A 14,220-nucleotide genomic window follows, 5' to 3' on the forward strand; every position below is an offset into this window, starting at 1 on the left:
ATCAGTAATAACACCGATTTATTTAGCCAATATTAGCCACTGCGCAAGTAGATACCTAATGTATTTTGCCGTTATTAGTATTTTCCCTGAGATGTTTGCCACGATTCGTGAGTTTGGAATTACGGGTCGAGCAGTCACTCAGAAACAAGTGACGATTGAATGCATTAATCCGCGTGATTTTACCAGTGATAATTATCGCCGTATTGATGAACGTCCGTATGGTGGCGGTCCTGGCATGGTGATGATGCTGAGCCATTATCCCAAGCGATTGAGGATGCGCGCCTGCGAGCAAGTCAGTATGGCTGCCGTGTCGACAAAGCGCACTGTCCGGTGATTTATATGTCGCCACAAGGACAGACGCTGAGTGAGAGTAGTGTGGTCGATATGACTGAGTATGACGGCATGATTATATTATGTGGTCGTTACGAAGGTATTGATGAGCGTCTACTGTCGCAATATGTTGACATGGAAATATCGCTTGGTGATTACGTACTTACCGGTGGTGAGCTGCCAGCAATGGTGCTGATGGATAGTGTGATACGTCGTCTGCCTGATATTATGGGTGATGATAAGTCAGCTGAGCAAGACTCGTTCGTCGATGGCTTGCTTGATTGTCCACATTATACTAAGCCGCATGAGTTTGCGGGTATGGCAGTGCCTGAAGTGTTACTTTCAGGTCACCATGCCAATATCGCGAAGTGGCGCTTTAGTCAGCAAGTCGAACGTACGCAAGCGCGTCGTCCAGACTTATGGCAAGTGTTTACGCCAACGGTAGAGCAAGCAAAGTGGCTAAAAGCATTGGCGAAAGCAGATAAAAAACAGCGTTGATAGCGGCTAAAAAGATAAACAGTTAAGCAACAGAATTTTGAGCAACAACAAAACGAGTCATAGCATAATGGCCGTTTGTCATAACCCACTTACGTTGTGTCTCATTAAAAAGATACGATCCATTATTACAAACAGGTGATATGCGTCAAGCCTCTATTATCTAATGTGAGGAGATAACTCTCATGAGCAACAAGCATCCATTGGTTCAGGTCATCGAAAATGCTCAATTGATTGAGCGCCCAAGCTTTGCACCCGGCGATACCGTTGTGGTTCAAGTAAAAGTACGTGAAGGTGAGCGTGAGCGTTTACAGGCTTTTGAAGGCGTTGTAATTGCTAAACGTAACCGCGGTTTAAACTCAGCGTTTACCGTACGTAAAATCTCAAGCGGTGTTGGCGTTGAGCGTGCATTCCAATTGCATTCACCAATCATCGATAGCATCGAAGTGAAACGCCGTGGCGCTGTTCGCCGTGCGAAACTATACTACTTACGTGAGCGCTCTGGTAAATCAGCACGTATCCGCGAGAAGCTTGCTCCGCGTGCACCTAAAGCTGTTAAGCCAAAAGCTAACGCTTAGATTATATCCAGTATCTGCTTTTAAGCATTGTGCTTAATATTGCTTTATTGCTGAACCGTCTATTATGCGATTCGGCAATAGCGAAAAGCCAGATACAAGCCCTTATTCATAGGTTTATCATATAAATAAGCGGGTAGTACCAAAAAAGACAAAACCCCAATCTGTGCGTATGCCAGATTGGGGTTTTTGTTTCTGTTGTTTTAATTAATGCGCTTTAATTAATATGCTTTAAATCACAAATCTAGAGAAACGTTTTAAAAATTGCCTTTAAAGTTCTAACCATCGAGATTTTCGATACGGCTATTTTGGTCTTTAGATTTGCTGTACTTACGCAAGCGTATATAGAGTGTCTTAGTGACGGTAGCGATAATTTTTTGTTGATCATCGACGATATCTGCTTGGTATTCCCGAAATACTGGCTCGCCGTCTTTTGCTAATTCCTGAATCGTGGTGATTTCATTGCTAGGAATTTTTAGGCGCGCAGTGACTTTGCTATTACCAGGGGCAATAAACTCAATATGTGAGCTTTTGTCCCAGACCACGTAACTGCTGCCCAGTTGGTGCATCAGCATTATCATATAGAATGGATCTACCATCGAATACAGGCTGCCGCCAAACTGAGTGCCCACGATGTTTTTGTTCAGCGTATTCAGCCCCATACTTACCACACACAAACCTTGATCGAGATTGAGGTGATCGATTCTGATACCAGCGCCTACGTACGGTGCATAAGTGTTGATACGCAGCTTCAGTAGGTGGGGTGTCAATAACGGCATGATACTTTGTTTGGCTCTGCGTTTTAGCGTCTCAAAATTGGTAGGTAGCAAACTCATAAATTCGTCCTATTGCTTCTTTTATATTTTTTAGTGATACCGTTTGAGTCAAATTTTTTAGTGTACTTCTATCAAAGAGCAGTCACGAAAGGGCATTTATCATAAGTAAAAAATATAAAAACCGCTAGGCTTAAAGCGTAACTGACATGGATTTTCTATAGTTACTTAAAAGTTATAATAAACTATTTATTATAGCTATCTTTAATATTTAGTTATGTGATAACAAATATCTAGATACAGATAATTATTAAGAAAAAGGTCGTTTATTCTAATTTAAAGCCTATATTAAGTGTGTTTTTTCCTCATGGTTTTCTATTAAGTTCAATTTTGTATTAAGTGGAAACTTTAATTTATATATTATAATAGTGTATGGACTTTTTGAGTGGTTCTAAGTTCGCATTTCGAGTTCTTATGTCATACAATGGCTTGCAATTTTTAATGGACGCTTTAGTCACATTAAATTTCACTATCAAATTATCAGTTAAATAAAGCCTCAGTCGACATAAGGAAATGTGATGAGTAACACTCAGATCCCTTCTTCAGGGTCTAATCAGCAGTCATCAAATCCATCTAATTACGACAGCGAGCCATCAGGTAGCTACCTTGATTTACACAAACCAAGCGCAAGCTTTGACAGTCGTGACGCTTATCTAAATCATGAACTACAAATCATGCAGCCAAAACGTTGGCGTCCCAATTTGCCGTTTCGTGATTATCGCTTTGAGTATGAAGATACGATTCCTGCAATGGCGGCGACGATTGGTAAAGTGGTTATGGTGGGTGCTATTGCGGCAACATTTGCAGGTCCACTTGGTTTGGGCGATGCGTTTGTTTTAGAAAACGTTCGTTATGAGCTATTAATCGTTTCATTTTTTATCATCTTATTTTCAGGATTTCTACTCCCGACAGCCAACCTTGCAGGTACTCACGGCCCCCTTATTCCGCTTATTCCTATTGTCGTGGCCGCTGGCGGCCATCCCATGGCCTTTGGTCTGCTCATCGGTGCCTTCGGCTTGCTATTGGCAATCAGTAAAGGGGGCAGTCTGCTGGCAAACTTGACCAGTAAAGGCGTGTGCGGTGGCCTCTTGATTTACTTAGGGTTTATCGGTACCACCTCACAGGTCAAAAACCTCTTTGCTTGGGCAGAAGGTATTGGCATGTCGCATATTGCCTTTTTCATTATTTTGGCTACTATCCTGTTATATGCATTACTTGAGCATTGGCAAAAACGCTGGCTTGCGGTTCCGCTAAGCTGTGTCTTAGGTGGTGGTCTCGCTTTTGCATTGGGTGCGCCCTTCGAGTTCAAAACTGCACCAGGCTTACCAAATATGAATCCAATGTATTGGTGGGGAGAAAACACAGGTTGGATGTTAGGATTACCGACGGTTGAAAGCTTCATTGTCGTACTGCCGTTTGCTATTCTGGCGGTTGCGATGTGGTCACCAGATTTTTTAGGCCATCAGGTCTTTCAAAAAATCAGCTATCCTAAACGTACTGAAAAGGTACTCATGGATATCGATGACACAATGACCAGCGCTTCGTTTCGTCAGGTCGTCGGCTCTGTATTGGGCGGTGCTAACTTTGCGTCATCGTGGGGCACTTATATTGTTCCAGCAGCGATTGCCAAACGTCCAATTCCTGCCGGTGCCTTATTGACGGCTCTATTCTGTATTATCGCAGGGGTTTGGGGTTATCCAATGGATTTGGCTATCTGGCAGCCAGTGATGTGTGTGGCATTGATCGTTGGTGTTTTCATTCCACTGCTTGAAGCTGGTATGGAAATGACGCGCGAAGGAAAAACCACTCAGTCTGCTGCGATTGTAGTCTTTGCTTCTGCATTGGTGAATCCTGCCTTTGGTTGGTCACTCACGTTGTTGCTCGATAACTTGGGCTTGATTGGCTCGAAAGAACGCAGTGCCAATTTGACTAAAATGAGCCGCTGGATCATACCGGGTATTATGTTTGTGGTGTTGACAGGTGTGATGGCTATTGTTGGTATGCTACCGGGCATCCCAGCTTTAATGGCTAACTTCCGTCATTAGTATGTTGCTGAATAAGCGATAATAGAACAAACTAAGTCAGCGAAAGCTGGCTTTTTTATGGGTGATGCTATGATAATAATTGGCTTGTAAAACAATGACTCCCGCCCCATAACTAGCAGTATTATAAGACTTTTAAGAGCAATAAATTCTATGGTCAATGTCTCAGAATCGAGCCCTATCGATGACAAGAAAGCCCGTCTTAAGCATTTAATTCAGCGCCTGCCAAATTTGCCAGGGGTCTATAAAATGCTGGGTAAAAATGGCGATATCTTATATGTCGGTAAAGCCAAGTCACTCAAGAGCCGTGTGAACAGCTACTTTGCTAAAACCATTGACCATCCAAAAACACGGGCGCTAGTGGCACGGATACATAATATTGAAACCATTATTACCCGTAGTGAGACCGAAGCGTTATTGCTCGAGCAAAACTTGATTAAAGAATATCGTCCGCCTTATAACGTGCTATTGCGTGATGACAAATCTTATCTTTATGTGTTTATTTCAGCGGATAAGCCTTACCCGCGATTGGCTTATGGTCGCGGTAAAGGCAATCACCAGAAGGGCGCTTTTTCGGTCCTTTCCCCTCTGCTCATGCCGCCAAAGAGACACTGGTGCTGATGCAGAAAATGTTTCAAATGCGCCAATGTACCAATACCTTTTTTAAGCAACGTAAGCGTCCTTGTCTTGAGTATCAGATTAAGCGCTGCCGTGCGCCCTGTGTGGCTTGGTATCGCCTGAAGAATATATGGAAGACGTCAATAATACCATTCGTTTCCTAAAAGGCGACTCTAGCGATATTCATAGCGCTTTGATTGAAAAAATGGAAGCTTCTGCTGAAGAATTAGACTTTGAAAAGGCCGTGTTTTATCGCGATCAGCTGTCTATGCTGCGTGAAGTACAAGCTAAGCAAGCCGTTTATACCGTACAAGGTGAGGCGGATGTGATTGCTATCGCTAGTCAGGCAGGCATGACATGCGTCAACGTACTGACCGTACGTGGTGGTCGTGTACTGGGTGGTAAAAACTACTTCCCTGATGTTGATAGCAGCGAGCCACTTGCTGATAATTTATCTGCCTTTATTACTTCATTTTATTTTCAGGTAACGGATGACTTGCCACCCGAAATCATGTTGAGTCATGAATTACCGGATCAGGTGGCGGTCAGTGAAGCGCTAGCGAGCCATTTTGGCAGTAAAGTCGTGATCAAAACCAGTGTCCGTGAGCACCGTGCCGAATGGTTGGATTTAGCCAAACTCAATACCAATAATGCGCTAAAAACCAAGCTGGGTGATTATTTAGAGTTGCATGCGCGCTTTGGTGCCTTAAAAGACGTCTTAGCGGACGTCACTGATAGAACCATTGATCGCATAGAGTGTTTTGATATCTCCCATACGATGGGCGAGGCGACCATTGGTAGCTGCGTAGTCTTTGACCAAGGTGGCTCGCGTCGCCGTGATTATCGCCAATATGCGATTCATGACATTGTCGGTGGCGATGATTATGCCGCAATGAAACAAGTGCTGACACGGCGCTATAAAAAGCAGCCATTGCCTGATTTGTTGCTGATTGATGGTGGTAAAGGGCAGCTTGGCATCGCCAAAGAAGTACTGACCGAGTTAGGTATTCTTGGTGACACTTTGCTGATTAGCGTGGCAAAAGGTGAAGGACGTAAGGCTGGGCTTGAAGTGCTGCATTTTATCGATCATGAGCCGTTAGATTTACCGATGGATAGCAAGGCGCTGCATTTACTGATGCATATTCGCGATGAGGCACATCGTTTTGCGATTACGGCGCACCGTAAGAAGCGCGATAAGCGCCGTTCATCGTCAGTATTAGAGGTGATTCCGGGGCTGGGTGAAAAGCGCCGTCGTGATTTACTCAATCATTTTGGCGGATTGCAACAATTGCTCGGTGCATCGCAGCAAGAATTGGCAGGCGTGCAAGGGATTGGGCCAGTACTTGCAAAAACGGTTTATAAAGTATTGCACGAGTAGGCATTTACATTCTACCTACCTGTCTATCTGTCTAAATTTTTAGTAGTAGGGTAAACAGTTTCTAATGTATTACATAGGTAATGGGTACAGTAACTTTTGTTGTAATAAACTCATTATCCTTAGTACCGGCTTTGAATATCATTTTTCTAGCATCACGCAGAGCTCTTAGGTCTAATGACACGACGCCTGATGACTCAGTAACAGAAATGGAACTAATTTGACCGGATTTATCAATCAATATGCTCAGGACAACTTCATATTCCTCACCAGCTTTCAAACGTCTAGCTGCTCTGTGTGGAACTGTGAACTGAGGTTGACGCAATATTTCAGCAGGCTTAATAACAGGCTCTCTTGTCGCTAGACTCTGACAGCCCGATAGTAATATGCCAGTAAAGATAAAGGGTAGTAGTTTCATAACCAGCTGACCTAGTCTGCTTTTATTTTATAAGTCACAAATTTAAAGTCTAAGTCACTTTTTTCATCATACATTTGCTCAGATTCTTCTGCCACTTCAAACTCATTTGGCAATTCAGGATAAAAGGCATCGCCATCAGTGATTTCAGTATCGACATGAGTCAGTTCAATACGGTCGGTATACATTAAGCGTCGCTAAAAACGCGCTCGCCACCAATCACCCAAATAGTATCCAGATGCGCACCATGTGCCAGACTTGCCGCTTGCGTTAATGCATCATCTAAATTATGCACCACGTAAGCATTGCTTTTGCCAACCAAACCTTTTTGTTCAGCATAATCCAATTGGCTACTGATAATGAAGCTCACGCGTTTTGGCAAAGGCTTGCTGCCCATTGATTCAAACGTCTTACGACCCATAATGACGATACCTTGTATACCACCGTCATTTTGTTTGGTCGTCATGCTTTTAAAATGCTGCAAATCTGCTGAGATATGCACGGTAGCTCATTATCTTTGCCGATACAGCGGTTGCTACTGATAGCTGCGATTTGGGCAACTTCGGTGTGGGCATAACTCATAACGTATCCTTTTTATTGTCTTTAATATGCTACTTGCATTTGCTGCATTTATTTAAAACTTTCAATCAAACTAAGGCTAGACTGCAACCTTTGCCTTAATCGCAGGATGCGACTCGTAACCATCAACGCTAATGTCTTCGTATTTGAAAGCAAAGATATCTTTCACATCAGAATTAAGCGTCAGCGTTGGTAGCTTATAAAGCTCACGCGTCAACTGTAATTCAACTTGCTCGCGGTGGTTTTGATAAATATGACAATCGCCACCCGTCCAGATAAATTCGCCCACTTCTAATCCGCATACTTGCGCGACCATATGGGTCAGCAAGGCATAACTGGCAATATTAAATGGCACACCTAGGAATAAATCTGCTGAACGCTGATAGAGCTGGCATGACAGTTTATTATCCGCCACAAAGAACTGAAATAGCGTATGACAAGGCGGCAGCGCAACTTGATCTGCTTCACCGGGATTCCAACCAGACACAATCAAACGTCTTGAATTGGGATTGGTTTTTATTTGCTCAATGACTTGGGTGATTTGATCGACACCATCATTATTGTAGCTTCCATCTTCACGCTGGCTTGCGCCATAATTGCGCCACTGATGACCATAGACAGGGCCTAAATCACCAGCAGGGCGGTTAAAGCGCGCTGTCTGTTCAGCCGTAGACCACTCATTCCAAATACGTACGCCATTGGCTTGTAGATAATCAACATGCGTACTGCCACTTAAAAACCAAAATAGCTCATAGACGATAGATTTAAAGTGGACTTTTTTGGTGGTTAATAAGGGGAAACCATCAGCTAAATTAAAACGTAGCTGCGCGCCAAAGTGGCTCAGCGTACCAGTGCCAGTACGGTCGCCTTTTTCAGTGCCTTCAGTGAGGACAAGATGCAGCAAATCTAGATAGGCTTGCTCGTTTTTACGCTGCTTGTTGTTACTAATAATGGAGTTGCTCATGGTCATAAAATTGCTCTTCTACGCTATTAAAACGCATAGTTGTATTGTTTTTTAACAGGCTACTTAATGTGAATTAGTGCTTAATAAGCCGACTGCTTACCCCAGTCATAGATACCGCGTTTGTAAGCGTATACCAGCATGATGAAACCAATAATAATCATGGGAGCGCTGAGTATCTGCCTTTGGTCATCCAACCTAGTAATACAAATCCTTGGTCCGCATCGGGTTGGCGGAAAAACTCAATGATGAAGCGGCTGATGCCATAGCCCAATAAAAATACTGCCGATGCTGCCATACGTGGGCGCGGTTTTGATGAATACCACCATAGGAATAGGAATAATAATAAACCTTCGGCAAGTGCCTCATACAGCTGTGAGGGATGACGAGGTAGCAAATACTGCCCATTTACTTCAAGCATCAACTCTTGTAGCTCAGGGTTGGTTTGCAATTGCTGCATATCAGTAGCAGCCGCTTGCGGGAAGTAGGTAAGCCAGTTGTAGCCACCGTTAGAGACGCGGCCCCATAGCTCGCCATTGATATAATTGCCAATACGACCAAATAATAAGCCTGTTGGCACGCAAGGAACGATAAAGTCCAGCACCTGAAACGGGGTCTTTTTATACTTACGGGCAAAATATAACATGCCCAGTAAGACACCAATCATGCCGCCATGGAAAGACATGCCGCCTTCCCAGACTTTGAAAAGGTAAGCGGGGTTTTGTAAAAATTCACCGAATTGATAAAACAATACATAGCCGACACGACCGCCCAAAATGACGCCAAGTGCGCCAAAAAATACCAAGTCGGACACCATGTCAGTGTTCCAATTGTCACGTTTGGTGCTGCGATACCAAGCCAGACCAAAGGCGGCGGCAAATGCCAACAAATACATTAGGCCATACCAGTGCACTTCTACTGGACCCAAAGACAGCGCTACAGGATCGTACTGAGGATGTATCATCATAAGGGCATCATAAATTTGGTAATAGAATGCTGCTCATAATAGCAAAAATAGCCAGTGAGGCATACCAAATTACGGTGAGGCTCATCTCATGGTAACAACTTATCTGCTACGGGTAACATCTAGAAAGAAAGCCAGAAAACCGCTAAGATATAAAAAAGCTGCTGAAAATAAATGCCATCATAAATATTGCCTCATTATATTTAATGAAGCGTTAGATACTGCGCGCTTGCGCTAATGCACCGTATTAATGGATTAACCGTATTTTTAAGGAATGATTATGCAAGCTAAGTTATCAAAAGTAGCAATATTACCTAAGTTTTTAACCTCTAAAAAACAGTTGATGCCACTGGGTTTATTTAGCGTAGCGGCTTTAGCTTTGACTCCTGCTCAGGCAGCGAACAGTAGTATTGAACAAGTGACCATTTATCAGGGCTTAGCTAGCGTGACTCGTGCGTTACCAATCAATGGTAGCGGTGAGCAGACGCTGGTTTTTTCTTGTCTGTCCCCTTATATCGATAAAGACAGTGTGAGCGTACAAGCAGCAAATGGTATTAATATTGGTGAAGTCAGTATCGAGACTTTAAGCGATGAGCAAGCAGCGCAGTGTCAGTATCAAGGTGAGGCGAGAGTGCAAACACAGCAAGATAATTTGGCAGTTATCAATGCTGAGTTAGAAGCGGCACGCTTAGCAAAAGCTTACTTGCAGAATTTAACCAAGGTCACGCAAATCAGTACAGATGGCACGCTTGCCAATAATGCGCGCGATCTAGAAACCCAAGCGGTCAGTATCAATAAACGCATACTAGAAATTCAGCACCGCCAAGCCAGTGCGCAAGATGCGCTCAACCAACTAATGGCGGGCAGCGCGACTTCCACTCAAAATAGTGTGACTCAAGTGAGTGTACGTACTGCCAGTCGAGTACCAAACAGTGTGAAACTGCACTATCAAGTACGCGGCGCGGGTTGGGAGCCAACGTATCAAGCAAGGCTGAATACTGAAACTAAGCAATTAAATATCATTGCCTCTGCGGTTATTGCTCAGCAGACAGGAGAAAACTGGCTCAATGTCCCTTTGATGCTAAGCTCTGTCAATCCCAATCAAAACACGACCAGCCAATTGCCACGAGTTGAGCATTTTTCTTTATATGAAGAAGATAGAGAAAACCGGACTATATCTGTACCACCTATGGCGGAAAACATGCCTGTTGTGGTATCTGCAAGAGACAGCTATGACGGTGCCTCGACACCTAACATGGCGCCGCTGCCAAGCTTTACCGTTAGCAGTCAGAATAAAAACGGCATTACCGAATACCGCTTGCCGCAGCGTATTAGTATTCCAAGCGATGGCAGGCGCGTACGGACAGTCATTGATGAGCAGTCGGGCAGTAGCAAGCTATGGATTCGTAGCACGCCGAGTGTGGATGCAGCTGGCTATTGGTATGCATCCGCACCGTTCTTGACACCAGCTTGGGTAGATGGTTCGCTACAGTTATACCGTGATGATAATTATGTCGGGCAGGCGCGCTATAATTATCAAGCGCTCAAAGAGCAAGGTATCGGTTTTGGTATTGACCCTAATATTATCGTAAAGCAGATAGCTGATGAAGATAAGCAGGGTGATAAAGGCGCGTTTAATCGCACGCAAACTTTAACTAAAACACAAGCGTATCAATTTACCAATCAGCACAACCGACCTATGCATTTACAAGTATTAGGCAGTGAGCCTATTAGCCGCGACGATAGTCTTAAAGTAACCATCACTCATACACCGCCAGTGAATGAGCGTGACTGGAATGATAATAAAGGCATGGTTGCGTGGGAGTTCGATTTACCAAGCAAACAATCAAAAGTCATACAGTCGACCTCTCAGATTAGTTATCCTGCTAGCAAAAACTTATCAGTAAACTAATCTGTCAGTGAACTAAGTTAAACTGAAATCAAGCTTGGCTGTTTGCTAAGCACATTTTTAGTAAAATTAGGAGTCTTATGTGTATTGTCGCCATTGCTTGGCAACTCTTTGATGAGCTGCCTTTGGTGTTATTGTCCAATCGCGATGAGTTTTTGCAGCGTCCGACAGAGCTGCTACATCAATGGGAAGATAAGCCTGTTTTTGCAGGACGCGATGTACAAAGTGGCGGTACTTGGCTGGGTATTCATCAACAGCCCCATCAAGCCAATCATCAGGACGGTCATCAAGCGCCTCAAGAATGTTATCAGCAAAACGGACGTTGGGCTGCGGTATTGAATTTTCGCGATGGCGTGCAGGCAAGCTCTGATGAGCGCTCACGCGGGGCGCTAGTCACGGATTTCTTAACCAGTGATATCAGCCCGATGGAGTTTGCACGGCAGATTAGTTTGCAAAACTATGCTGGGTTCAATCTCATTATTGGTGATAGCAAGCAAGCCGTTATTGTCAATAATCGTGGTCATGCTCCTATGCCACTATATGCAGGACTGCATGTCATTTCCAATGGTCAGCCTGAGGACAGCTGGTTTAAAACTGAAAAACTGCGAGGTAGCTGCGCCAAGAAGTATTGCCACTAATCGCTGAGAATAGCGAACCTAAGTACTGGCAAGAAGCGGCCTTTGCGGTATTGTCTGACAATACGCAAGCGCCAGTGGATAAGCTGCCGGAGACTGGAGTGGCTGTTGAGATTGAGCAGATTCTGTCTTCTATTTATATAGAGCCTGTCACTTTTAATCATACGCAAAATAATTTGCCCACTTATGCGACACGTACCCAAAGCATTTTAACCCTGAAATGTCATTCTCAGTTGGCAGATTCAGCAGTGGATGAGATTGCTAGATTAGTAAGCCGAGAGTGTCAGCATGACAGTTATAAAGAATGTCGACATGATAGTCATAAGTAGCCTATAGATTTTTCATCTATTAGCTTTTTCATCTACTCTTAATAAGGCTCACGTACAATTTTCATGAGAAGTTTGATACTACAGTTTTAATATCGAACAAGAGAAAATCACCAATCCCTTTATTAAAGAATGGATTTCACTTTAAATTACTATTTATATGGCGTAAGATAAATATAGATGTCACTAAAGTTCATACCAGTTGAGTAAATGTTTATAAAACAAGGAGTGTGAAATGAGCATGATGAAGTCACTGATATTTATTGAACCAGGCAAAATTGAAATTGTAGATAAAAAAATCCCTGATGTAGGCCCTAATGATGCCTTGATAAAAATTACGACCACGACCATTTGTGGTACTGACATCCATATCTTTAAAGGTGAGTATGCCGTTGCAAAAGGCTTAACCATTGGTCACGAGCCAGTAGGTATCATTGAAAAGCTTGGTAGCGCAGTCATGGGCTATGAAGAAGGGCAGCGAGTCATTGCTGGCGCCATTTGCCCAACGTTTACCTCCTATGCCAGTCAAGATGGTTTCCCTTCACAAGACGGTGGCTATCTTGATGCAGATGGTAGATGTTCTTGTCACGGTTATAAAGCCACAGGCGGCTGGCGTTTTGGTAATCACATTGACGGTACGCAAGCAGAGTATGTGCTAGTGCCAGATGCGCAGGCCAATCTATGTCCAGTGCCAGATGGACTGACGGATGAGCAAGTGCTGATGTGCCCTGACATTATGTCGACAGGCTTCAAAGGCGCAGAAAACGCCAATATTCAGATTGGTGATGTGGTTGCTATATTTGCACAAGGCCCTATCGGTTTATGCGCTACTGCTGGAGCAAGGATTAAAGCGCGTCACTGATTATCGCTGTCGATGGCAATAATGAACGTTTGGCCATGGCAAAGAAACTGGGAGCAGATATTACTCTAAACTTTACAGAAGTTGACGTGGTTGATGAGATCATGAAAATCACTGGTGGTCGTGGGGTGGATAGCAGTATCGAGGGGTTAGGTTTACAGTCTACGTTTGAGCAATGTCTCAAAATATTAAAACCAGGCGGTACACTCTCAAGTTTGGGTGTGTATTCTGAAGATTTAGTCATTCCAATGGCTCATTTCGCCTCTGGTCTTGGCGATCATACGATAAGAACGGCTCTCTGCCCAGGAGGTAAAGAGCGTATGCGCCGATTGATGAATGTCATCGAGTCGGGTCGAGTAGATTTATCAGAGATGGTGACGCATACCTATGCCTTGGATGATATTGTAGAGGCCTATGACTTGTTCATGCATCAGCGTGACGGCGTACTAAAAATTGCTATCAAGCCATAATTATTCCGCAAGATATAATCGCTATATAATAGAAAAGCCTGCATCTAAAGGATACAGGCTCTTCTATTACGTGTTACTTTTAATCAAAATGTCAGTTCATCCTATCAACAAGTGATTGTCTTGTTCAGGAATAATCAGCTCTTGTCTTAGAGGTAGCTCAGGCACTAGCTCTTGCAAGGCACGGCGATAAACGCCTCGTTTAAAATGAATTACTTGTCCAAGTGGATACCAGTAACTGACCCATTGCCAATGATCAAATTCTGGTTTGCCCTCATCAAAGCGGATATGTTGAGTGTTCGTCTCATCTAAGCGTAGCAAAAACCATTTCTGTTTTTGCCCAATACATAAAGGGTGCTGTCCATGCCGCACATAGCGTTTTGGCAGACGATAACGCAACCAATCTTGCGTCACTGCCAATAAGTCTACATGACGCGGATGCAGGCCGACCTCTTCCCAGAGCTCGCGATACATCGCATCCATCGGCGTCTCCCCACGGTCGATACCGCCTTGTGGGAACTGCCAAGCGTTGTGACCAATACGTTTTGCCCACAGAACCTGCCCTTGTGTATTTGCCAAGATGATGCCGACATTGGCGCGAAAGCCGTCTGCATCTATCATGATTAAACCTTTTTAATTTATTTAAAATAGCCTATTTTGAGCTAGAACCGTGACAGCAATCATAATTATTATAAGGTGATGGTTGTCGATATTAGGTCAAAATAAGATTCATTACCGTTATTAAACCAAGAAACAAGCAAAATGTGTAACAGTATTTTGCTATAAAATGTTTCACGAGCTTAACTGTTTAAAATCAACCAGTTATAATTAAACTTT

Annotated in this window: 9 protein-coding genes and 5 pseudogenes; 8 read left to right on the plus strand and 6 right to left on the minus strand. The window is 43.6% G+C overall.

What is annotated here, in order from left to right; genetic code table 11:
* Positions 1-58: 58 nt before the first annotated feature.
* Positions 59-828, plus strand: a pseudogene (trmD, locus tag TT12_RS04255) (tRNA (guanosine(37)-N1)-methyltransferase TrmD).
* A 182-nt stretch (positions 829-1,010) separates the two neighbouring features.
* Positions 1,011-1,403: a 50S ribosomal protein L19 gene (gene rplS, locus TT12_RS04260; RefSeq protein ID WP_045445905.1), complete on the plus strand. Its 393-nt coding sequence runs from the start codon at positions 1,011-1,013 to the stop codon at positions 1,401-1,403.
* A gap of 275 nt (positions 1,404-1,678) precedes the next feature.
* Here the strand turns inward: rplS and TT12_RS04265 are convergent, their stop codons facing one another.
* The gene (locus TT12_RS04265; protein WP_198330012.1) at positions 1,679-2,236 is read right to left on the minus strand and encodes a DUF4442 domain-containing protein; all 558 of its coding nucleotides are present in this window, start codon (positions 2,234-2,236) and stop codon (positions 1,679-1,681) included.
* 515 nt (positions 2,237-2,751) lie between these two features.
* Between TT12_RS04265 and TT12_RS04270 the strand changes: the two genes are divergently transcribed.
* Both TT12_RS04270 and uvrC read left to right on the plus strand, forming a co-directional pair.
* Positions 2,752-4,278 (plus strand): DUF3360 family protein, encoded by a 1,527-nt coding sequence (locus TT12_RS04270; RefSeq protein ID WP_045452432.1) that lies wholly within the window; start codon positions 2,752-2,754, stop codon positions 4,276-4,278.
* Positions 4,279-4,428: 150 nt separating this feature from the next.
* Positions 4,429-6,271: pseudogene (gene uvrC / locus TT12_RS04275) on the plus strand (excinuclease ABC subunit UvrC).
* A 61-nt stretch (positions 6,272-6,332) separates the two neighbouring features.
* On the opposite strand, the gene TT12_RS04280 reads toward uvrC, so the two are convergent.
* The 4 genes and pseudogenes from TT12_RS04280 to lgt form a co-directional block, all read right to left on the minus strand.
* Positions 6,333-6,686, minus strand: a complete 354-nt coding sequence (locus TT12_RS04280) for an energy transducer TonB (protein ID WP_045452434.1) — start codon at positions 6,684-6,686, stop codon at positions 6,333-6,335.
* An 11-nt stretch (positions 6,687-6,697) separates the two neighbouring features.
* Positions 6,698-7,265 (minus strand): annotated as a pseudogene (locus TT12_RS04285) (dihydrofolate reductase).
* Positions 7,266-7,341: 76 nt separating this feature from the next.
* Positions 7,342-8,232, minus strand: coding sequence for a thymidylate synthase (locus tag TT12_RS04290; RefSeq protein WP_045452435.1), 891 nt, complete (start codon positions 8,230-8,232; stop codon positions 7,342-7,344).
* A 74-nt stretch (positions 8,233-8,306) separates the two neighbouring features.
* Positions 8,307-9,190: pseudogene (lgt, locus tag TT12_RS04295) on the minus strand (prolipoprotein diacylglyceryl transferase).
* 277 nt (positions 9,191-9,467) lie between these two features.
* Between lgt and TT12_RS04300 the strand changes: the two are divergent.
* From TT12_RS04300 to TT12_RS16575, 4 genes and pseudogenes are all read left to right on the plus strand, one after another.
* Positions 9,468-11,099, plus strand: coding sequence for a DUF4139 domain-containing protein (locus tag TT12_RS04300; RefSeq protein WP_045452437.1), 1,632 nt, complete (start codon positions 9,468-9,470; stop codon positions 11,097-11,099).
* A 77-nt stretch (positions 11,100-11,176) separates the two neighbouring features.
* A pseudogene (locus tag TT12_RS19275) lies at positions 11,177-12,060 on the plus strand (NRDE family protein).
* Positions 12,061-12,292: 232 nt separating this feature from the next.
* Complete coding sequence (locus tag TT12_RS16570) at positions 12,293-12,919, plus strand: alcohol dehydrogenase catalytic domain-containing protein (protein WP_243443362.1); 627 nt, start codon at positions 12,293-12,295, stop codon at positions 12,917-12,919.
* Positions 12,920-12,954: 35 nt separating this feature from the next.
* On the plus strand, positions 12,955-13,386 hold the full coding sequence (locus TT12_RS16575; protein ID WP_243443363.1) for a zinc-binding dehydrogenase: 432 nt from the start codon (positions 12,955-12,957) through the stop codon (positions 13,384-13,386).
* A gap of 96 nt (positions 13,387-13,482) precedes the next feature.
* Here TT12_RS16575 and TT12_RS04315 read toward each other — a convergent pair whose 3' ends face one another.
* A complete protein-coding gene (locus TT12_RS04315; protein ID WP_045452438.1) occupies positions 13,483-14,004 on the minus strand; it encodes an RNA pyrophosphohydrolase in 522 nt (173 codons plus the stop codon).
* Between the last annotated feature and the right edge of the window lie 216 nt (positions 14,005-14,220).

Origin of the sequence: Psychrobacter sp. JCM 18903, from assembly GCF_000586475.1 — a bacterium.
In the GTDB taxonomy this organism is placed as follows: Bacteria; Pseudomonadota; Gammaproteobacteria; order Pseudomonadales; family Moraxellaceae; genus Psychrobacter.